Here is a 20,709-nt window from a genome sequence, read left to right as displayed (position 1 = left end):
CGTTCCGTTGCAGAGGTGACCTCCCAGATGATCGAACTGGATGCCGTCCAAACCGTGGCCTTCGGTGGCCTCGCGCTGTTCGCCGGCTATGCCTTGACGCGGGCGATCCCGGTGCTGCGCCGCTACAACCTGCCCGAACCTGTCCTCGGCGGCCTGTTGTTCGCCCTGCTCGCGTGGTGGGGCCAGAGCCGTGGCACCCAGTTCTACCAGCTCGATACTTCGCTGCAATCGCCGCTGATGATCGCCTTCTTCACCACCATCGGCGTCAACGCCAGCCTGTCGCTGCTCAAGGTCAGCGGCCGCCAGGTGGCGTTGTTCCTGCTGCTGGCCAGCGGTTTCGCAGTGATGCAGAACCTGGTGGGCATCGGCGTGGCCTCATTGTTCGGACTGCATCCGATGTTCGGCGTGCTGGCCGGCTCGGCCACGCTCACCGGCGGTCCAGCGACCGGCCTGGCCTTCGCCCCGATGTTCGAGGCCGCGGGCCTGCAGGGCGCCGAGTCGATCGCGGTCACTGCCGCGATGGCCGGCATCATCTGCGGCGGGGTGATCGGCGGGCCGGCGGTCACCGTGCTGATCCGTCGCTTCGGCATCGTCAATCACAACGCCGGCCGCCAGGCGCCCACCCCGGTCGCCGACGTGGTCAGCGGCAACGTGATCCACGAAGAGACCGATTCGGCGCGCGAGTTCAATGCGCTCAAGTGCATCGTCCTGCTGCTCCTGGCGATGTGGGCCGGGTCCTGGGTGGGCCGCGGTTTCCAGGCCCTGGGGCTGACCCTGCCGGCCTACATCGGCGCGATGCTGGTCGGCGCGGCGCTGCGCAACATCGACGACTACACCGGCTGGCTGCGCCTGCCGGTGCACACCATCGAGCTGATCGGCAACGTCTGCCTGGCCTTGTTCCTGGCCGTGGCGCTGATGAACCTGCGCTTGTGGGAGCTGGCCGGCATGGGCCTGCCGCTGCTGGTCAACCTGGTGCTGCAGGTCGGGCTGGTGGCGCTGTTCGTAGCGCCGGTGTTCTGGCTGATGGGCCGCGACTACGACGCGGCGGTGATGGGAGGCGGCTTCATCGGCTTCATGCTCGGCACCACCGCCAACGCGATGGCGGTGATGCGCACCCTGGTCCAGCGCTATGGCATCGCACCGCGCGCGTTCCTGGTGGCGCCGCTGGTCGGTGCGTTCTTCATCGATTTCAGCAACGCGCTGATCATCACCGGCTTCATCAATTTCTGGCCGCACTGACCCGATCTTGCGCCGCACCCGGAAAGACGCAGGGCCCGCTTCTTCCGAAGCGGGCCCTTTGCCATGGGCCCATCCCCGCCCAGCGCGGTGACGTGCCCCCGGCCCGGCGCGTGGCAACGCGTCGGGCCGATGCCCCGGGAACTTGACCGGGGAAGCCCGGCCAGCTCCCGTTTGCGAAAAACGGGGTAGCGACGGCTACTGCGCGACCGCGCCGGCGCCCGGCCGGCGCGGGTCGGCGGCGCCTTCGATGCCGTCTTCACCGACCATGAGGATCTGGGTGCTGCCGATGGTCTCGCCGGTCTCGATGCGGTGGCCCAGGGCGCGCAGCAGGTCCAGCGTGTCCGGGCTGATGCCGCGCTCGACCTGGAGCGTGCCACTGCGCATGTCCTGGTGGATGCGCGGCTGGCTGGTGGCCTCGGCGATGTTCATGCCGAAGTCGACCACGTCGACGATGCTCTGCATCACCGTGCCCGGGATGGTGTTGCCGCCGGGGCTGCCGGTGACCATGCGCACCTTGCCATCGCGCAGGAGCAGCGTCGGCGACATGCTCGACACCGGGCGACGGCCTGCACCGATCACGTTGTTGGTCGCCCGCGAAGGATCGGTGGCCATGTCGCGCTGCGCCTGCAGCGAGAAGTTGCCGACCAGGTTGCCAAGCAGGAAACCGGTGCCTTCGGCCATCACCCCGGCGCCGAAGTCCGAGCCCACGGTATAGGTGTTGCTGACCGCATTTCCCTCCGCGTCGATCACCGAGAAGTGCGTGGTCGATGGACTCTCGTAGGGCATCGGATCGCCGGCGGCCAGGGTGGTCGCATCCAGCGTGCGCTCCGGCGAGAACAGGACGAAGCGTTCGGCCGCGTAGGCCTTGGACGCCAGCGCGCGCGCAGGCACCTGGACGAAGGCCGGATCGCCGGCATGGCGGGCGCGATCGGCCCAGGCCAGCTTGGTCGCTTCGGTCATCGCATGCAGTGCTGCCGCCGAGCCGGCGCCGTGCGCGCCCATGTCCACGTGCTCGAGCAGGTTGAGCATCTGCACGATGCTGGTACCGCCGCCGCTGGAAGGCGGCATGGTCACCACCGTGTGCCCGCGATAGGTCGTGTTCAGCGGTTCGCGCTCCAGCGCGCGGTAGGCCTCCAGGTCGGCGCGGGTGATCAGCCCCCCGTGGCGCTGCATCGCCGCGACCAGCCGATCGGCGATCGGGCCGCGGTAGAACGCGTCCCCGCCGTGGCGTGCGATCTGCCGGAGCGACCAGCCCAGGTCGCGCTGGCGCAGGCGCTCGCCCGCGCGCAGGGCGCTGCCGTCCGGGCGCAGGAACACGTTCGCGCCCGCCTCGCTGCGCGCCAGGCGCTCGCGCCCCCAGTCCAGGGCGAAGGCTTCGTCGCGGGTCAGGACCACGCCTTCCTCGGCCAGCCCGATCGCCGGCTGCACCAGCTTCGCCCAGGGCAGGCGCCCGTACTGGCGATGGGCCAGGGCCAGGCCGGCGACCGTGCCGGGTACGCCGGCGGCCATCCAGCCGGCCTTGTCGCCGCCGAGCTTGCCGTCGGCGTCGAAGAAGCGCTCCAGCGTGGCCGCCGCAGGCGCCACCGAGCGGTAGTCGATGGCCACGGTGCGGCCCTCGCCCGCCAGGTGCACGAGCATGTATCCGTCGCCACCGATGTTGCCGGCGCGGGGCAGCAGCACGGCCAGGGCGAAGGCAGTGGCCACCGCGGCATCGACCGCATTTCCGCCGTCGCGCAGCACCTGCGCGCCGATCGCGCTGGCGACCTCGTTCTGGCTGACCACCATGCCGCGCTCGCCATGCACCGGCTTGTGGATGGCCTCGTAGTTCAGCAGCTGCCGAGTCTGCGCCTGCAACGCGGCGGGGCTGGCCAACAGCGCGCACAGTGCCAGCGCGGCGCAACGTGCCAGCCCGGTACCCAGGACATGGAGATTCATCGCGTTACTCCTGTATCGACTTGGGACGTATGACGCACGGCGGCGGCGGGGATCACCCGCCGCCGCCGTGCAGGCTGCATCGCCGGTCAGAAACTGAAGCGCAGGCCGACGCTGTAGTAGCGGCCGACCAGGTCGTACAGGACCCCGTTGATGCCGTTGTTGTTGTTGCCGATGCGCACCGGCGCCTTGTCCAGGACGTTGTCGACGTTGAAATAGGCCTCGAAGCGTTCGCCACCGAACGTATAGGCGCCGGACAGGCCCAGGTACCACGTGCTCGGCACGTGGTTGTCGTCGATGTCCACGCCTTCGACCCAGGTGTTGTCCAGCACGCCGGACCCGACGAAGCGCGCCGAGGCTCCTATGCGGGCCGGGCCACTGCGCAGGGTCGCGTTGGCCAGCGCGCGCCACTTGGGCGAGCTGCCGGTGTTCTCGCCGGCATAGTCGTAGCTGGCGAACGGATTCTCGCTCGTGCTTTCCAGCAGGCGGGTGGCGATCAGGCGCATCTCCAGCGAGGTGTTGTCGCCCATGCCCTCCAGCGGCTGGCTGTAGATCAGGTCGGTGTCGATGCCGCGGATGACACGCTTGGCGACGTTGACCGGACTCATGGTCAATCCGGAAACCGCACCGGTGGCATCGCGCTGGACCAGGCGGCACACCTCGGTGTCACCGTCGTAGCAGCGCTGGATCACCTGCTGGTTGCTCAACGAGGTGATCGCGTCCTTGATCTCGATCTGGTAGTAGTCGACCGCACCCTGGAAGTTGTCCCACGGCGAGAACACGATGCCCAGGCTGGTGGTATCGGCCTCTTCCGGTTTCAGGTTGAGGTTTCCGGTCATCACCCGCTCGATGTTGCGCAGGGTGTTGTTGAACCACGGATCGGTCACGCTCTGGCGCTGGGTCACGCCGGCCTGGTACAGGTCGGCCAGGTTCGGCGCACGGATGTCGCGCGAGCGCGCGGCACGCACGGTCAACGCATCCAGCGGGCTCCAGGTCACGCCGAGCTTCCAGGTGAAGGCGGTGCCCGAGTAGTCGTAGTCGGCCACGCGCGCGGCGGCGTTGAGCGAAAGCTCGTCCGCTACCAGCGGGACCAGGGCCTCGACGAAGGCCTCCTTGACTTCATTCTCGCCATTGGTGGGCAGGAAGTTGCCGAACAGCCACTCGCGCCTGAGTCCGGCCGGGTCGGCCCAACCCTCGACGCTTTCGCGACGTGCCTCGACGCCGAACGCGGTGACCAGCGGACCGGCCGGCAACTGCGCCGGCTCGCCGCGCAGGATGGCGGAGACCACCTCCTGCTTCATGGTCTGGCGCAGCTCCGGCGAGCCCAGCACATAGGCCAGGGCCTGCTCGGACATGTTGGCGCCACCGAAGGTGTTCAGCGGAACGCAGCCGTTCCCCGGATTGGCCAGCGAGGAACGGCAGACGATGCGGCCGCTGGCCGGATCGACCACTGCATCGATCGCCAGCTTCAGGCGGGTGGTGTTGGAAGTGTTCTGCACCTGGGTGTGCAGCTTGCTGCGCCCGTACTGGTAATAGGCATCCAGCGTCCACGACTGGCCCAACTGGCCGGACAGGCCGACCACGGCGCGGTCGGTAGTGGTCTCCACGCGCGGACTGGCGTCACCCAGCAGCAGGCCGTAGGCGGCACTCCTCACGCCGGCGTTGTCCATGGCCTGGGCCACGAGCGGGTGCAGATAGGCGTTGTCGCGGGAGATGGTCAGCGAGCCGCCGTAGTAGTTGTACGACGAGTTGGTGCGCACCACCGAGTTGGCATGGCCGGCTTCGGCGAACACCTCGAAGTTGTCGTTGATCCAGAACGAGCCACGGGCGAACAGGTTCTGGCGCTCGCTGGCGCCCTTGAGCGAGACGCTGGCGAAGTGGCCATCGAGTTCACCGCCGGAGCTGCTGCTGCCGGTCAGATCGAGCATGCCGGGATCGAACGTGCGCGGGGTGCCGTCGGGCGAGAACGCCATCCATTTGAGCGGGCCTGACGTGATCAGGCCACCCACGGCTTCATTGGGACGGTTCAGGAACGGGACGATGATCCGGTTTGGCTCGCCATTGGTGGCGGTCCACCCTGGATTGACCATCGTGCCCCAGCCACGGAACCACGGCCGGTCGCGGACCGCGCCGACGCCGTCGGAGGTCGCGTGCTCGGCATTGATCAGGAAGTGGCCGCGATCATCGGCGAAGGCCTGGCCGAAGGTGATGCCCGCGCTGGCCTGATCGTCGTCGCCATGGCGCGAGCGTCCGGCCTGCACGTAGCCCTTGGTGCCCGTGTAGTACTTGTCGAGCATGAAGTTGACCACGCCGGCGACCGCGTCCGATCCATAGACCGATGACGCACCGCCGGTGACGATGTCCACGCCCTTGATCAGGCCGGTTGGCAGCGCGTTGGCATCGACGCTGCCCGTCAGCGTCGAGCCGACGTAACGGCGGCCATCAACCAGTACCAGGGTGCGCTCGGCGCCCAGGCCACGCAGGTCGAGCAGGCTCATGCCGGTGGCGCCGGAGCTGATCGCATTGTTGCCCTGTGTCGGCGAGCGCGTACCGGCCATGGCCGGCAGCGTGTTGATGTAGTCGACGATGCTGTTGGGTGCCTCGGCCTGGATCTGCTCCTGGGTGATCGAGGTGACCGGGGTCGGCGACTCGAAGCCGGCGCTCATCACCCGCGAGCCCGTGACGCTGACCGCGTCCAGGGTCGTCGGTGTTGCGGGTGTCGCGTCGCCAGTGGCTTCGGCGGGCGGGCTCTGACCGTTCTCGGCGGCGATGGCCGAGGCAGCGTATAGAGTGCCGGCGAGCAGTACGGTGCCGGAAATCAGGCTCAATGGTTTGCTGTGTACGCTCATGATCGAGTGTCGTCCCCCAAGGTTCGCGATGGTCAGGCCGCCGCTGCGCCTGCGTTCCCCAGAGTGGCGGCACCGTCTCGGGCTTGTCCCGCATGTTTCGGGAGGACGGGTATAGCTGCGGGCTATGGCAGGCCTCCGCCACGCACCATCCCGTCCCGGGCTCGAAGCGACCCATAGCTGCGAGTTATTGGCGACCCATGCAAAGTGACTCATGTGCACCGGAAGTGGCCGCTTAAGCTGGTCCCATGCCGGTTGCCGCAGCCTCCCCTCCCCTCGCATCCGACCCTGGCCGCGCCGGCTCCTTGCGCGCGCCGCTGCGGCAGCTGGCGCTTCTGGCGCTTTGTCTTGGCATCGCCGCATGCCGGACGACGGCCGGCGTGGCGCCTCCGGCCGTTGCCGGTTCCGCTACGGGGCAGGCGATCGTGGTGGCCGCCCATCCGTTGGCGGTGGAAGCCGGGACCGAAGTCCTCGCGCGCGGCGGCAGCGCGATGGATGCGGCACTGGCGGTGCAGCTGATGCTGGGCCTGGTCGAGCCGCAGAGTTCTGGCCTGGGTGGCGGCGCGTTCATCACTGCCTACGATGCGCGCACCCGCCAGGTCACCACGTACCTGGGGCGGGAGCAGGCGCCGGCCTCGGCATCGACGGCGATGTTCGACGACGAGGATGGCCAGCCGCTGCCGCGCGACCAGGCCATGCTCAGCGGACGCGCCACCGGGGTGCCCGGCACCGTGGCCGTGTTCGCGCTGGCGTTGCAGGATCATGGGCGACTGCCGTGGTTCGAGCTGTTCGGGCACACCGCGCGTACCGCCGAAGCCGGATTCACCATCAGTCCACGCATGGCGCGCCATATCCACGGCACGTTCCCGCAGGCCCGGACCAAGGATGTGCAGGCGTTCTTCCGCACGGCCGACGGGCGCGTGCTGGACGCCGGCGACACGCTTCGGAATCCCGCCTACGCGGCGACGCTGCGGACGTTGGCGGAACGCGGTCCGCGTGCCTTCTACGAAGGCGAACTGGCCAGCCGGATCGTCGCGCGTACGCTCCAGGCGCCGCTGCCGGGGGGCATGACCACGGCAGACCTGGCCAGCTACGCCGCCGAGAAGGCGGAGCCGCTGTGCCGGCCGATCGGGGGCTACCGCCTGTGCACGCCACCGCCGCCGTCGAGCGGAGTCGGGCTGCTGCAGCTGATGGCCCTGCTGGAGCAGACCGACATCGGTGCACGCGGGCCACAGGATCCACACGCGTGGTTCCTGTTCGCCGAAGCCAGCCGGATCATGTACGCCGACCGCGACCGCTACGTGGGCGATCCGCGCTTCAACCCGGTTCCAGTCGACGGATTGCTGGCGCCTGATTACGTGCGTGCGCGGATCGCGCTGATCGGCGCGCGCGCCGCGGCCGATGGTTACCCGGCCGGCACGCCCGCCGGCGCGCCACAAGCGGGCCGCGACGAGACCGCGGAAGCGGCCGGCACTACCCATTTCGTCGTGGTCGACCGCGATGGCAACGCGGCGTCGGTGACCTCGACCGTCGAGTCGTACTTCGGCTCCGGGCGCATGGTCGACGGCTTCTTCCTCAACAACCAGCTCACCGATTTCGCCTGGGACCATGCGCAGGGCCGCCCGGGAATGGCCAACGCCATCGCCCCGGGCAAGCGCCCGCGCTCGTCGATGACGCCGGCGATCCTGCTCGACGCCGATGGCCGCCTGGCCGGCGCGATCGGATCGCCTGGCGGCTCCGCGATCCCCGCCTACATCGGCAAGGCGCTGGTCGGCGCGCTCTACTGGGACCTGGCCCTGGACGAAGCCATCGCGTTGCCCAACCTGGTCGCCCGCGGCCGGCGCTTCGATGGCGAGGCCGGTGGCTTTGCCCCGCACATCCTCGACGGCCTGCATGCGCGTGGCGTGGACGTGCGTCCCGGCGCTGGCGAGGACTCCGGCTTGCACGGCATCCTGCTGCGTGACGGGCGCTGGCAATGGGGCGCCGATCCCCGTCGCGAAGGCACCGCAGCACCCCTACCCTGAGGAAGCGCCAGTCCCATGTCCCCAGCTCCTGCTTCCGCCCGCGGACACGCCGATGTCGCCATCATCGGCGCCGGAGTCGTCGGCGTCGCCACGGCCTATGCACTGGCGCGACGCGGCTACCACGTCCATCTGCTCGACCGCGCCGCCGGTCCGGCCCTGGGCGCTTCGTTCGCCAATGGCGCGCAGCTCAGTTACGCCTATACCGATGCAATGGCCGGCCCTGCGTTGTGGAAACAGCTTCCTGGCCTGCTGACCGGGCGCGACCCGTCGTTCCGCGCACGCACTTCGCTCGATCCCGACTATCTCCGCTGGGGCCTGTCGTTCCTGCGCAATGCGACCACCGCGCGGCTGCATCGCAACACCCTGTCCACGCTTGAACTGGCACTGGAGTCGCGTGCGGCGATGGACGCCCTGCTGGACAGCCACCCGATCGCATTCGGGCAGCGGACGGCGGGCAAGCTGCACGTCTACTACAGCGCCGACGCATTGCCCGCGGCACGGACGATGATCGCGCTCAAGCGCGAGCGGGGCATGCGCCAGCGCCTGGTCGACCCCGCCGAAGCGATGTCGATCGAGCCCGCGCTGGCGGGTGCGAGTGGCATGGCCGGCGTGGTGTATTCGCCCGACGAGGAAGTCGGTGATCCCTGGGCGTTCAGCAACGGACTGCTCGAAGTTTCACGCAACCAGCATGGCGTCGATTGCTCTTTCGGGTTCGACCTGAAGCAGCTGCGGCGCGATGGGACGTCCTGGCGGCTGGAGGATGCCGAGGGTCGCACCGCCACCGCGCGCGATGTGATCGTGTGCGCGGGCATCGACAGCGGCCGGCTGCTTCGCCCACTGGGCATCCGGGTCCCGGTGATGGCGGTCAAGGGCTATTCCTTCACCGCGCCATGCGGCGCAGCCGCCCCGTCGGCCAGCATCACCGACACGGCGCGCAAGCTGGTGTTCTGCAGGCTGGGCGACCGCATCCGCGTCGCCGGCCTGGCCGAGGTCAACGACTGGGATCCGTCGCCGGAACCGTCTCGCGTGCAGGAGCTGGTGTCGCTTGCCCGGGCCTCGCTGCCGGAAGCGGCCGACTATGGGCGCGTCACGAGCCACTGGGCCGGCCTGCGCCCGGTCACGCCGTTTTCCACGCCGATCATCGGCCAGGTCGCACCCGGGCTGGTGCTCAACATCGGCCACGGCATGCTCGGCTGGACCTTGGCGATGGGCAGCGCCGAGCGCGTCGCCGCGCTGTTCCCGCCACGTTGAAGGGTGGCCGTCCGACTCCGGTCTGGCCTAAGATGACTCATGCGGTTGCGCCAGATAGAAGTATTCCACGCGGTCTACACCACCGGCTCGATCAGTGCAGCGGCGCGCTCGCTCCACGTCTCGCAGCCCTCGGTCAGCAAGGTGCTCCACCACACCCAGTACCAGCTCGGCTTCGAGCTGTTCGCGCTGGTGCGTGGGCGGCTGGTGGCCACCGACGAGGCGCACGCGCTGTTCGTGGAGATCAAGGAGATCTTCGAACGCATCGGCTCCCTGCAGAAGACGGTGGCCAACCTGCGCAACAGCGGCGGCGGCCACGTTCGCTTGGCGGTGGTGCCTTCGCTCGGACTGCACGTGGCCCCGCGCGCGATCGCGCTGTTCCGCCGCGCCCATCCGCAGGTGACGTTCGAAGTGCAAACCCTGCACCACGACGACCTGTTCCAGGCGCTCTACGAACGCGAATGCGACATCGCGTTCGCCTACAACCCCCCGCACCATCCGCGCATGCAGCAACGCATCCTGGACGAGGGCTTGCTGATGCTGCTCTTCCAGAACGGCGACCTGCCAGCGCCGGGACCATCGGTGCCGATCGGCCAGCTCGACGGGCGGGACATGGTGGGCCTGGCCAGCAGCGGGCCGATCGGCGACCTGTTGGCGGGCGAGCTCGAGCACCACGGGGTCAACATCCACGAGGTCGTCTCCAACCAGACCTATTACCTGGCAGCGGCCTTGACCCGATGCGGCGTGGGCATGACCGTGGTGGACGAATTCACCGCACGCGCCAGCGCGGACGAGCGGATGGGATTCCTGCCGCTCGAACCGCCGATCAGGTTCCGGATCGAGTGCGTGTACCTCGAAGACCGGCCGCCATCGCGGACCGCCGAGCGCTTCATCGAGATCTTCCAGGCCACCCTGGCCGAGGCCAAGGGCCAGTCCGTAGCTCGCCTCGAAAGCTGACGGCCCGCGCGCGGTGGCGCAGGGGCGGAAGCGTGCCGGACGCTATGAAATTAATTTTCATGTATTGTCCGAAATTCGGGGTGACGCACCTACCAATCAATCGGGGACGCAGCGAATGACTGATAATTCCATTCACGCGATCTCGATGCCACTGCGTGGCAAGGGGCTCGGCCCGGCTCCGGATCCGGCGGAGGACGAACACGTCGGCAGCTACGGCTGGTCGATCCTCGGCGGCGACGTCAGCCTGCCGGCCGCGGTCCTGCGCGACTCGGCACTGCGGCACAACCTGGACTGGATGCGCGGGTTCATGGATGCCTACGGGGTCGAGCTGGCCCCGCACGGCAAGACCACGATGAGCCCGGAGCTGTTCGCGATGCAGTTGGAGGCCGGCGCCTGGGGCATCACCCTGGCGACCGCGCCACAGGTGCGCGATGCGTACCGGCACGGCGTGCGCCGGGTGCTGATGGCCAACCAGCTGGCCGACCGGGCCAACATGGCCATTGTTTCCGGCCTGCTGGCCGACCCGGACTTCGAGTTCTGCTGCCTGGTCGATTCGGCCGCCAATGCGGAGGTGCTGGGCGCATTCTTCGCCGGCAGCGGGCAACGCCTGCGGTTGCTGCTGGAAGTCGGCGTGGCCGGTGGCCGCACCGGCGTGCGCGACGAGGCGCAGGTACGCGAGGTCGCCGCCGCCGTCGCCCGCTGGCCCCAGTCGCTGGCGCTGGTCGGGGTGGAGACCTACGAGGGCGTGCTCAAGGACGAAGCGGGCATCCGTGCGTTGCTGCAGCGCACGCTCGCCACGCTGAAGTCGCTGCGCGCCGAGGGCGCGTTCGCCGAAGAACGCGTGCTGCTGTCGGGCGCCGGTTCGGCCTGGTACGACGTGGTCGCCGAGGAGTTCGCCGAAGCGGCCCGGGATCCGGGCGTGCGCGTGCTGCTGCGCCCGGGCTGCTACCTGACCCATGACGTGGGCGCCTACCGCGAGGCCGAAGCGCGCATCCACGCCTCCAATCCGGTCGCGCGGAAGATGGCCGAAGGCCTGCGGCCGGCGCTGCAGCTGTGGGCCTGCGTGCAGTCGCGGCCCGAGCCAGGCCGCGCCATCGTCGGCCTGGGCAAGCGCGATGCGGCGTTCGATGCGGGATTGCCCGTACCGGCGCTGCACTACCGCGCCGGCGACGACGCGCCGCGCGCCACTCCCGCCCACTGGCAGCTCGGCGCGATGATGGACCAGCACGCGTTCCTGCAGCTGCAGGCCGACGACGACCTGCAGGTCGGCGACCTGCTGTGCTTCGACATCTCCCATCCGTGCCTGACCTTCGACAAGTGGCGGCACCTGCTGCGCGTGAATGATGCGTGGCGCGTGACCGGCGTGGTGCGCACGTGCTTCTGATCGCGGTCCAGACACCCGCACGGAAGCGCGCATGACCCCGGGCAGCCTGTTGCTGGTCTACGCCGCCATCGCGATCTGCGCGCTGATCGTGCTGATCGCGCGTTACCGGCTCAATCCGTTCATCACCTTGACCCTGGTCTCGCTGGGCCTGGCCCTGGCCGCGGGCATGCCGGCCGGCGAGATCGTGGCCGCATACGAGCAGGGCGTGGGCCGCACGCTGGGGCACATCGCGCTGATCGTGGCGCTGGGCACGATGCTCGGCAAGATGATGGCCGAGTCCGGCGGCGCCGAGCGCATCGCGCGCACGCTGATCGCCTGGTTCGGCCCGAAGAACGTGCACTGGGCGATGATGCTGGTGGCGTTCGGCATTGGCCTGCCGATCTTCTTCGAGGTCGGCTTCGTCCTGCTGGTGCCGATCGCGTTCAACGTGGCCCGCCGCACCGGCGTGCCTTTGCTGCTGGTCGGCCTGCCGATGGTCGCCGGCCTGTCCGTGGTGCACGGGCTGGTGCCGCCGCATCCGGCCGCGATGCTGGCGGTGAAGGAATACCAGGCCGACGTCGGCCGCACCGTGTCCTACGCGCTGATCGTCGGCCTGCCGACCGCCGCGCTGGCCGGGCCGGTGTTCGCGAAATTCGTTGCCCCGCGCGTGCAGCTTCCTGCGCACAACCCGATGGAAGCGGCCCTGCTCGATGCCGGCCACGGCCACGTGCCCGACGAGGCGCTGCCCGGCTTCGGCATCACCATCGCCACGCTTTTGCTGCCAGTCGGATTGATGCTGCTGGGCGGCTGGGCCGACGTGCTGGCCACGCCGGGCACGCAGGCCAACGAACTCCTGCGCTTCATCGGCAATTCGGTGGTGGCTTTGCTGCTGGCCACGCTGCTGAGTTTCGTCACCCTCGGCCTGATGCGCGGCTTCAACCGCGAGCAGATCCTGAAATTCTCACAGGACTGCCTGGCTCCGACCGCGGCGATCACCCTGCTGGTCGGCGCCGGCGGCGGCCTCAACGGGATCCTGGTCAAGACCGGCGTGGCCGCGGAAATCACCGCGCTGTCCCAACACTTCGCGCTGTCGCCGCTGTTGATGGGCTGGACCGTGGCCGCGCTGATGCGCATCGCGACCGGCTCGGCGACGGTGGCGATGAGTACCGCGGCCGGGATCGTGGCGCCGATCGCGCTGGCCGCCGGTTATCCGCACCCGGAGCTGCTGGTGCTGGCCACCGGCGCCGGCTCGCTGATCCTGTCGCACGTCAACGACGGCGGCTTCTGGCTGGTCAAGGAGTACTTCAACATGTCGGTGGCGCAGACGTTCAAGACCTGGACGGTGCTGGAAACGCTGATCTCGGTGGTCGCCCTGGCACTGACCGCGCTCCTGGCCAGCGTGTTGCCGGCGGCATGACCATGCACGACCTCGTCTACCAGCTGCGCCAGCGCCGTGACGGTTTCAGCCCGGTCGAACGCCGTATCGCCGATGCGATCCTGGCCGACATCCCGGCCGCCGCGCAGTCCGGCGTCGGCGAGCTGGCGGCGCGCGCCGGCGTCAGCGTCGCCGCGGTGTCGCGCTTCGCCAAGGCGCTGGGTTGCGCGCACGTGCGCGAACTGCGCGCCGGACTGGCCGAAGCCGGTGCGGTCGGGCGCCGTTTCCTCGACGATGCCGGCGCGCCCCCGCTGCCGGCGTTGCACACCCAGATTGCCGACGATATCGACGGCGTCCTTCGCCGCAACCTGGCCGGCTTCTCCGAGCCGGTCGTGCGCGCACTGGCCGAAGCGCTGGCCAGCGCGCGCCGCATCCACGTATTGGGCATGGGCGGCAGTTCGGCGGTCTTCGCCCAGGAGCTGCAGCACCGGCTGACCCGGCTCGGCCTGCCGGCGGCGGCCTGTAGCGATGCGGTGGCGATGCGCATGCTCGCCGCCACGCTGGAGCCGGGAGACGTGGTGCTGGCGCTTTCGGTCAGCGGATTGAATCCGGAACTGCGCGAGGCAGTGGAAATCGCACGCGGCTACGGCGCCCGGGTGGGCGCGATCACCCGCGCCGGCACGCCGCTGGCGGCGCAGGCCGGATGGCTGCTGCCGCTGGCGTTGGAAGAGACCGATTTCGTGTTCAAGCCCTCGGCCTCGCGCTATGCGGTGCTGCTGGCGATCGACGTGCTCGCCACCACGGTGGCCCTGCTCGATCCGGCGGGCAACCGCGAGCGACTGCGCCGGATCAAGCTGGCGCTGGACACCTGGCGCGGCGGCGGCGACGAACGCCTGCCGCTGGGAGACTGAGATGGACGTCGGCGCAAGCTATGGCGTGCCCGCGTTCGACCTCGTCGTGCGCGACGTGCTGGTCCTCGATGGCAGCGACACGCCCGGTATGCGCGGCGACGTCGGCGTGCGCGACGGCCGCATCGTCGCGGTCGCCGCGGCCGGTACGCTCGCGGCCGGCAATGCCCAGGTCGTCGAGGGCGAAGGCCTGGCACTGGCGCCGGGCTTCATCGATGCGCACACCCACGACGACCTCGAGGTGATCCGCAATCCGGCGATGCCGGCCAAGCTCAGCCAGGGCGTGACCACGGTGATCGTCGGCAACTGCGGCATCAGCGCCAGCCCGGTCCTGCCCGGCGGAACGCCCGGCGGCCGCGTGCCCGATCCGATGAACCTGCTTGGCGACGACGACGAGTTCGCCTACCCGCGCTTCGCCGACTACCGCGCCGCAGTGGATGCGGCGCGTCCCGCGGTGAACGTGGCGGCGCTGGTCGGCCACACCGCGCTGCGCCAGAACCACATGGACCGCGTCGGCCGTGCCGCCAGCGACGCGGAGATCGCCGCCATGCGCGTGCAGCTGCGCGAAAGCCTAGACGCCGGCGCGCTGGGCCTGAGCACCGGCCTGGCCTATGCCTCCGCGTTCCAGGCGCCGGACACCGAAGTGCTCGCCCTGGCGGAGGAACTGGATCACCGGCGCCATGCCTACGCCAGCCACCTGCGCGACGAGTTCGAACAGATCGTCCCGGCGCTGGAGGAGGCGGTCGCGGTTGGCCGCCACAGCGGCGCGCCGGTGCGTGTGTCGCACCTCAAGTGCGCCGGCGTGGACAACTGGGGGCGCAGCGGCGAAGTGCTGGCCGCATTGGAGCAGGCCTCGCTGGAGCACGGCGCCCGCGGCCACGACGTGGCCTGCGACTGTTATCCATACGCGGCCAGCAGTTCGACCCTGGACCTCAAGCAGGTCACCGCCGACTACGACATCCTGGTCACCTGGTCGCAGCCGCATCCGGACCAGGGAGGCCGCCTGCTGGCCGAGATCGCCAGCGACTGGCACACCACCCTGCTCGGCGCCGCGATGCGGCTGCAGCCGGCCGGCGCGGTCTACTACTGCATGGACGAGGCCGACGTGCGCCGGATCCTGGCCCATCCGCTGACCATGATCGGGTCGGACGGACTGCCGCGCGATCCGCGCCCGCATCCGCGCCTGTGGGGCACGTTCCCGCGCGTGCTCGGCCATTACGCGCGCGACGAGAAACTCTTTCCGCTGCACACCGCCGTGCACAAGATGACCGGGCTGCCGGCCGCGCGCTTCGGCCTGCACGACCGCGGGACGATCCGCGAGGGCGCTTGCGCCGATCTGGTCCTGTTCGACCCGGCCACGGTGCGCGACGTCGCCGACTTCCACGATCCGGTGCGGCCGGCGGCGGGCATCCACGCGGTGTGGGTCAACGGCCGGCTCGCCTGGGACGGGCGCGAAGTGGCCTGCGAACGCCACGGCGGCTTCCTCGCGCCACACTGACATCCCCTTTCGAAAGACCCTGTTTTCAAACGGAGAAGCACATGAGCGACATCAAGCGTTACGGAGCCGAAGGCGGTGTTGGCCAGGGCCGGCAGCACATGCCATTCGCACGCGCGGTCCAGGCCGACGGCTGGTTGTACGTGTCGGGCCAGGTGCCCAGGCGCGACGGCCAGATGGTTGCCGGAAACGTGACCGAGCAGTCCCACGTCGTGATCGGCAATCTGATGGCGATCCTGGCCGAGGCCGGCTACGGTCCCGAGCACGTCGTCCGCTGTGGCGTATGGCTGGACGACGCGCGCGACTTCTCCGCGTTCAACGAGGTGTTCAAGCACTACTTCGGTGAGCATCCGCCGGCGCGCGCCTGCGTGGAATCGCGCATGGTGGTGGACTGCAAGGTCGAGGTGGACTGCGTGGCGTACAAGCGCCAGTCGGACTGACCGCATCGCTGCCCCTCCTTTTGTAGGAGCGGGCATGACCGCGACCGGGCAACGGAACAATTCGGGAAACCCCCGGGCACCGTCGCCACGTCCACCGTGGCGGTCGCGGTCATGCCCGCTCCTACAAAAACCGGCGGGCAGCGGCGCTGCGATGCCTCGCTACGGCTTCTTTGGGTCGCGCACCGGCTCGTCCCGGATCCGGTCCATGCGGATCCGGTTGGCGAACAGCGAGAACGCCAGCTGGCCGGCCAGGCCGTTGGCGCGCTCGACCCAGGGCGGCAGCCAGCGCGGGGGCGCCAGCGTGCCGTCCTGGAACAGCGGTTCGAAGCGGACCACGTCGCGCAGGGTCATCTTGCCGGCGAACAGCCAGCGGCACAGGCGCAGGCGGTCCTGCTTGAGCGCATGGCGGAAGAAGGTGTGCACGCCGACCAGGCCTCGCAGGTAGACCGCGTCCTTGGTGAAGGCGCTGCCGCCGGTGACCGGCATGCCGCGGAACACGCGCTGCGCCGAAACGAAGCTTTCGGTCTCGTTCTGGCCGCCGTCGAGGAAATAGCGGAAGACCTGCAGGAAATCGGCGCCCTCCAGGGCCATGGCGATCGCCTCGATGCGCATGCTGATCCGCTTCAGCCGTTCGATGTCGATGCTGCCGGTGATCTGCTCGGCGAACGTCGCCAGTCCTTCCTGGGTGGCGGTGATCCGCGGCGAAGACAGGCCCAGGCTGCGCATGTGCGGCTGCTCCTGGCCGTTGAGCGCGGTCAGCGAATGCACCAGGGCCTCGTGGTGGAACAGTTGCCGGCGGTCGTAGTCGTTGAATGCCGCACCGGCACGCAGGCGGATGCGGGTGGCACCGGCGGCGGCCTTGGCGATCATGTCCGGATCCAGTTCGACCGTGATCACGCGCGCGTTGAAGAAGTCGTCCAGGTCCGACTGCAGCTGCAGCGACAGAGCGGTGGCCGACACCGGCACCTGTTCTTCCGGCGCGATCAGTTCGTGGTCCAGCTCGCTGGCGATCTGGATGAAGTGGCTGGCGGCCTCGCGCGTGGTCGGCCCATCGCCGGGCAGCGCTTGGTCGGGGCGACCGAACAGCGCCGCCGATTCGACGCAGGCCTGCGGCGTTCCCAGCGCCTCGAGCAGTGCCGCCGCACGGCTCCAGCTTTCGGCGGAATCGTGCAGGTACAGGCCCAGCGGATGTTCCGGGTCGGCGGCGGCAGCGATGCCGTCCAGCTCGCGTCGTACGTCGGTGAAGTCCAGGCGGGGATAGGTGACCACCGGCAGCACGGCCTGGCCGCGGTGCCAGCGCTCGAGGAATTCGACCTGGACGCTGGCCGGCCAGCTGGCCAGCGCCAGCAACCTGATCCCGCGCACCGCCTTGACCATGCGCTCGTCGAGTGCGGCGTGGTGGGCGATGTCGGTCGGGATGGCCAGGGGGTGCCTCCTCGGGAATCCAGCGGCCATGCATCGGATGCGTGCCGCGCGTGGCCTGCCTGCGTTCCGGCAGTGGAGTGCCGGCCACCGTCCGTGGAGTCTATTCCGCCCGCAGCACGCGCGCTCAGCGCCGCGGGTACTTCTCGTCCAGCCGCTTGCGCAGCGACTTGTTCTGCACGCGCGCGTCGGACTTCTGCGCCAGGCGCGTGGCCAGGCGGTCGGCGGCGCCGGCGATCTCGTCGCGCAGCTTGAGGTAGTTGGCCACGCGCGCGCCGTCCAGTTCGCCGGCCTCGATCGCCGCGAGGATCGCGCAACCGGGCTCGTTCTGGTGGGCGCAGTCGTTGAAGCGGCACTGGGTGGCCAGCGCCTCGACGTCGGCGAAACCGCCGTCGGCCAGTTCCTCCTCGCCGGTGGGCTTGAGCTCGCGCATGCCGGGCGTGTCGACCAGGCAGGCGCCGGAGGGCAGCGCGATCAGCGCGCGGTGGGTGGTGGTGTGGCGGCCGCGCGAATCGTGCTCGCGCACCTCGGCGGTTTTCATCCTCTGCTCGCCAAGCAGGCTGTTGCTCAGGGTCGACTTGCCGGCACCGGAGGAACCGACCAGCACCGCGGTCTGGCCCGGGCCGATCCACGGTCGCAACGCGGACACGGCATCGGCATCCTTGGCATTGAGCGCCAGCACCGGCACGCCCTGCGCACGCAGTTCGGCCAGCATGTCCAGCGCGGCATCGACATCGGCGCCGTCGCGGTCGGCCTTGGTCAGCACGACCACCGGCTGCACGCCGTTGCCACCGACCAGCATCATGTAGCGCTCGATCCGGCGCGGGTTGAAGTCGGCGTCCAGGCCACACACGACGAAGGCGGTATCGACGTTGGCCGCGATCACCTGCTGCTGGTAGTGCTCACCGGCGGCGGCGCGCTTGATCGCGCTGCGCCGGGGCAGCATGGCCAGGATGCGGCGGCCGTCGTGCAGCACCCAGTCACCGACCGCGGCGCGCTCGTGCAGCGGCACGCCGTCGGCCTTGAACACCGGGCGGCGCTGCCATTCCGGCGGCGACTCGACCCGGAAGCCGGTATCGGGCGCATCGGCCAGCACATAGCCGGTGCGGTGCTGCTCGCTGACCCGTGCCGGGCGCGCGCCGGGATGGGCGTGGGCCAGGGAGTGCCACGCCGGATCCTCGGACGGGCCCGCCCACGGCCAACCGATCTGGCGCAGGGGGGTGTAATCGATGTCGGCAGGATCCATGCGGCATTGTATTCGCGGCGCCCCCGGCTGCGCCGGCGCGCGTTCGCCCGGCTAGCCTCATCGCGGGCAGGGCGCGCTGCGGCGACCCGTCCCGCGGCAGCAACCGGCTGCCCGTGCCCCCCCTGACGGGACGATTTCCGGTGAAATCGAAACCCCGGTCACGTCCCCCGACAACCCTTGGCAGACAGGCACTTGCGCGGTTTTTTTCCGCTAACATGCCAGCCCACCCCCTCCTTCCTGCTTGCCGCCATGTCCCCCACCGAGAAACCGCTCAGCGTCCGCGAGCGCCTGTCAGAAGTCCGCTACGAGATCCGCGGCGAACTGGCACGGCGAGCCCACGCGCTGGAAGCGGAGGGACGCACGCTGATCAAGCTCAACATCGGCAATCCCGGCGCGTTCGGTTTCCGTGCCCCGGCGCACCTGCAGCGCGCCATCGTCGACGACATCGACCACACCGATCCCTACACCCACCAGCTCGGCCTGCCCGCCGCGCGCGAGGCGCTGGCCGCCGCCTACCGCGCACGCAACGCACCGCACGTGGACAGCGACCGGGTGTTCGTCGGCAATGGCGTGTCCGAGCTGATCGACATGACCCTGCGCGCCCTGCTCAACCCGGGCGACGAAGTGCTGGTGCCCTCGCCCGACTACCCGCTGTGGTCGGCCGCCACCATCCTCAACGACGGCCGCCCGGTGTACTACCGCTGCGCGCCGGAGAACGGCTTCCTCCCCGACCCGGTCGAGGTCGAGGGCCTGGTCTCCTCGCGCACCCGCGCGATCGTGCTGATCAACCCGAACAATCCCACCGGCGCGGTCTATCCGAAGGAACTGCTCGAGCGCCTGGTGGCGGTCGCCCAGCGCCACAACCTGCTGCTGCTGGTCGACGAGATCTACGACCAGGTGCTGTACGACGGCGCCGCGTTCGAGCCGCTGGCGCCGATCGCCGGCGACCACCCGTGCATCACCTTCAGCGGCCTGAGCAAGGTGCACCGCGCCTGCGGCTGGCGCGTGGGCTGGGCGATCCTGACCGGTGCACCGTCGCGCACCACCGACTACCGCAATGCGCTGGACCTGCTGTCGGGCCTGCGCCTGTGCGCGAACGTGGCCGGGCAGTACGCGATCGCCGCGGCGGTCGGTGGCCCGGACACGATCAGTGCGCTGTGCGCGCCGGGCGGGCGCCTGTACGAAACCCGCCGCGCGGTGATCGAGGCCTGCGCCGCCAGCGAGCATCTGCAGCTGGTCGAGCCCAAGGGTGCGCTGTACGCGTTCCCGTCGGTGGTCGGCGCGGCCGCGCGCGGTTTCGACGACCACGCCTTCGCACTGGAACTGCTGGAAACCGAAGGCGTGCTGATCGTGCCCGGCTCGAGCTTCAACGTGCCCTACCGCGACCACTTCCGGGTGACCCTGCTGCCGCAGGCCGAGGTGATGGGCGAGGTGTTCGGGCGCATCGACCGCGCCCTGGCGCGGCGTGCCGAAGCCGCGACCAAGGTCGTGCCACTGAAGGCCAAGTCGCGCAACGCGGCGGCCTGACCAGTCGATGACGGCGAGCACCGGTTCCGCAGACGCACCCCACGCACCGGCGTTCCTCGCGCTCGGTGATTCGTACACGATCGGCGAAGGCGTCGACCCGTCCGGGCGCTGGCCGGTACAACTGGCTGGCGCGCTGCGCGATGAAGGTTTTGACCTGGGCGAACCACACGTCATCGCCACCACCGGCTGGACCACCGATGAACTGGACGCGGGCATCGACGCCGCGCACGCGCAGGCGCCGCTGGGCACGGACCACGCGCTGGTCAGCCTGCTCATCGGCGTAAACAACCAGTACCGCGGCCGCCCGCTGGACGAGTTCCGCGTGCAGTTCGCCGCGCTGCTGGCGCGCGCGATCGGCTTCGCCGGTAGCGACCCACGCCGGGTGCTGGTGCTGGCGATCCCGGACTGGGGCGTGACCCCGTTCGCCATCGCGCAGTCGCGCGATGCGGGGCTGGTGGCCACGCAGATCGACGCGTTCAACGCGACCTGCCGCGAGGAAAGCCTGCGCGCGGGTGCGCACTGGATCGACATCGCCCCGGCCAGCCGCGAGCACGGCGGCGAAGTACGGATGCTGGCCGACGACGGCCTGCATCCCTCGGCGGCCATGTACGCGCTGTGGAGCGCGCTGGCGCTGCCGGCGGCACGCACGGCGCTGGCACACGGAACCCTTGCCCGATGAGCGCCGCG

15 protein-coding genes are annotated in these 20,709 nt (G+C 69.8%); 11 read left to right on the top strand and 4 right to left on the bottom strand.

The features are described 5' to 3' along the window. Window positions 1-15 precede the first annotated feature (15 nt). Window positions 16-1,239, top strand: a complete 1,224-nt coding sequence (gltS, locus tag MNQ95_RS08245) for a sodium/glutamate symporter (protein ID WP_241952554.1) — start codon at window positions 16-18, stop codon at window positions 1,237-1,239. Window positions 1,240-1,434: 195 nt separating this feature from the next. Here the strand turns inward: gltS and ggt are convergent, their stop codons facing one another. Beyond that, the gene (ggt, locus tag MNQ95_RS08240) at window positions 1,435-3,174 is read right to left on the bottom strand and encodes a gamma-glutamyltransferase (RefSeq protein ID WP_241952553.1); all 1,740 of its coding nucleotides are present in this window, start codon (window positions 3,172-3,174) and stop codon (window positions 1,435-1,437) included. Window positions 3,175-3,260: 86 nt separating this feature from the next. Next, window positions 3,261-6,020: a TonB-dependent receptor gene (locus MNQ95_RS08235; protein WP_241952552.1), complete on the bottom strand. Its 2,760-nt coding sequence runs from the start codon at window positions 6,018-6,020 to the stop codon at window positions 3,261-3,263. Between the two features lie 377 nt (window positions 6,021-6,397). Here MNQ95_RS08235 and MNQ95_RS08230 point away from each other — a divergent pair, with 377 nt between their 5' ends. The 8 genes from MNQ95_RS08230 (at window position 6,398) to MNQ95_RS08195 (ending at window position 15,827) form a co-directional block, all read left to right on the top strand. Next, a complete protein-coding gene (locus tag MNQ95_RS08230; protein ID WP_241952551.1) occupies window positions 6,398-8,041 on the top strand; it encodes a gamma-glutamyltransferase family protein in 1,644 nt (547 codons plus the stop codon). Between the two features lie 15 nt (window positions 8,042-8,056). Continuing rightward, window positions 8,057-9,292 carry an FAD-dependent oxidoreductase gene (locus MNQ95_RS08225; RefSeq protein ID WP_241952550.1) on the top strand — a complete coding sequence of 412 codons (1,236 nt, stop codon included), beginning with the start codon at window positions 8,057-8,059 and terminating at the stop codon, window positions 9,290-9,292. A gap of 45 nt (window positions 9,293-9,337) precedes the next feature. After that, window positions 9,338-10,246, top strand: a complete 909-nt coding sequence (locus tag MNQ95_RS08220; protein WP_241952549.1) for a LysR family transcriptional regulator — start codon at window positions 9,338-9,340, stop codon at window positions 10,244-10,246. 115 nt (window positions 10,247-10,361) lie between these two features. Continuing rightward, complete coding sequence (locus MNQ95_RS08215) at window positions 10,362-11,630, top strand: amino acid deaminase (RefSeq protein ID WP_241952548.1); 1,269 nt, start codon at window positions 10,362-10,364, stop codon at window positions 11,628-11,630. A 31-nt stretch (window positions 11,631-11,661) separates the two neighbouring features. Continuing rightward, complete coding sequence (locus MNQ95_RS08210; RefSeq protein ID WP_162409971.1) at window positions 11,662-13,026, top strand: GntT/GntP/DsdX family permease; 1,365 nt, start codon at window positions 11,662-11,664, stop codon at window positions 13,024-13,026. Window positions 13,027-13,028: 2 nt separating this feature from the next. Further along, window positions 13,029-13,895, top strand: a complete 867-nt coding sequence (locus tag MNQ95_RS08205) for a MurR/RpiR family transcriptional regulator (RefSeq protein WP_241952547.1) — start codon at window positions 13,029-13,031, stop codon at window positions 13,893-13,895. A 1-nt stretch (window position 13,896) separates the two neighbouring features. Further along, window positions 13,897-15,390: an N-acyl-D-amino-acid deacylase family protein gene (locus MNQ95_RS08200; RefSeq protein WP_241952546.1), complete on the top strand. Its 1,494-nt coding sequence runs from the start codon at window positions 13,897-13,899 to the stop codon at window positions 15,388-15,390. Window positions 15,391-15,431: 41 nt separating this feature from the next. Beyond that, window positions 15,432-15,827 (top strand): RidA family protein, encoded by a 396-nt coding sequence (locus MNQ95_RS08195; protein WP_162409974.1) that lies wholly within the window; start codon window positions 15,432-15,434, stop codon window positions 15,825-15,827. Between the two features lie 159 nt (window positions 15,828-15,986). Here MNQ95_RS08195 and MNQ95_RS08190 read toward each other — a convergent pair whose 3' ends face one another. Beyond that, complete coding sequence (locus MNQ95_RS08190; RefSeq protein WP_241952545.1) at window positions 15,987-17,282, bottom strand: flavohemoglobin expression-modulating QEGLA motif protein; 1,296 nt, start codon at window positions 17,280-17,282, stop codon at window positions 15,987-15,989. Between the two features lie 94 nt (window positions 17,283-17,376). After that, a complete protein-coding gene (gene rsgA / locus MNQ95_RS08185; RefSeq protein ID WP_241952544.1) occupies window positions 17,377-18,495 on the bottom strand; it encodes a ribosome small subunit-dependent GTPase A in 1,119 nt (372 codons plus the stop codon). A 249-nt stretch (window positions 18,496-18,744) separates the two neighbouring features. Here rsgA and MNQ95_RS08180 point away from each other — a divergent pair, with 249 nt between their 5' ends. Together MNQ95_RS08180 and MNQ95_RS08175 are read left to right on the top strand one after the other, a co-directional pair. Then, complete coding sequence (locus tag MNQ95_RS08180; protein WP_162409977.1) at window positions 18,745-20,022, top strand: aminotransferase class I/II-fold pyridoxal phosphate-dependent enzyme; 1,278 nt, start codon at window positions 18,745-18,747, stop codon at window positions 20,020-20,022. A 7-nt stretch (window positions 20,023-20,029) separates the two neighbouring features. Then, the gene (locus MNQ95_RS08175) at window positions 20,030-20,701 is read left to right on the top strand and encodes an SGNH/GDSL hydrolase family protein (RefSeq protein WP_162409978.1); all 672 of its coding nucleotides are present in this window, start codon (window positions 20,030-20,032) and stop codon (window positions 20,699-20,701) included. Window positions 20,702-20,709 lie beyond the last annotated feature (8 nt).

Source organism: Pseudoxanthomonas daejeonensis, assembly GCF_022637495.1.
GTDB classification, from domain to species: Bacteria; Pseudomonadota; Gammaproteobacteria; order Xanthomonadales; family Xanthomonadaceae; genus Pseudoxanthomonas; species Pseudoxanthomonas daejeonensis.
Note: the sequence above shows the minus strand (reverse complement) of the source record. Positions and strands in the feature narration are given on the sequence as shown.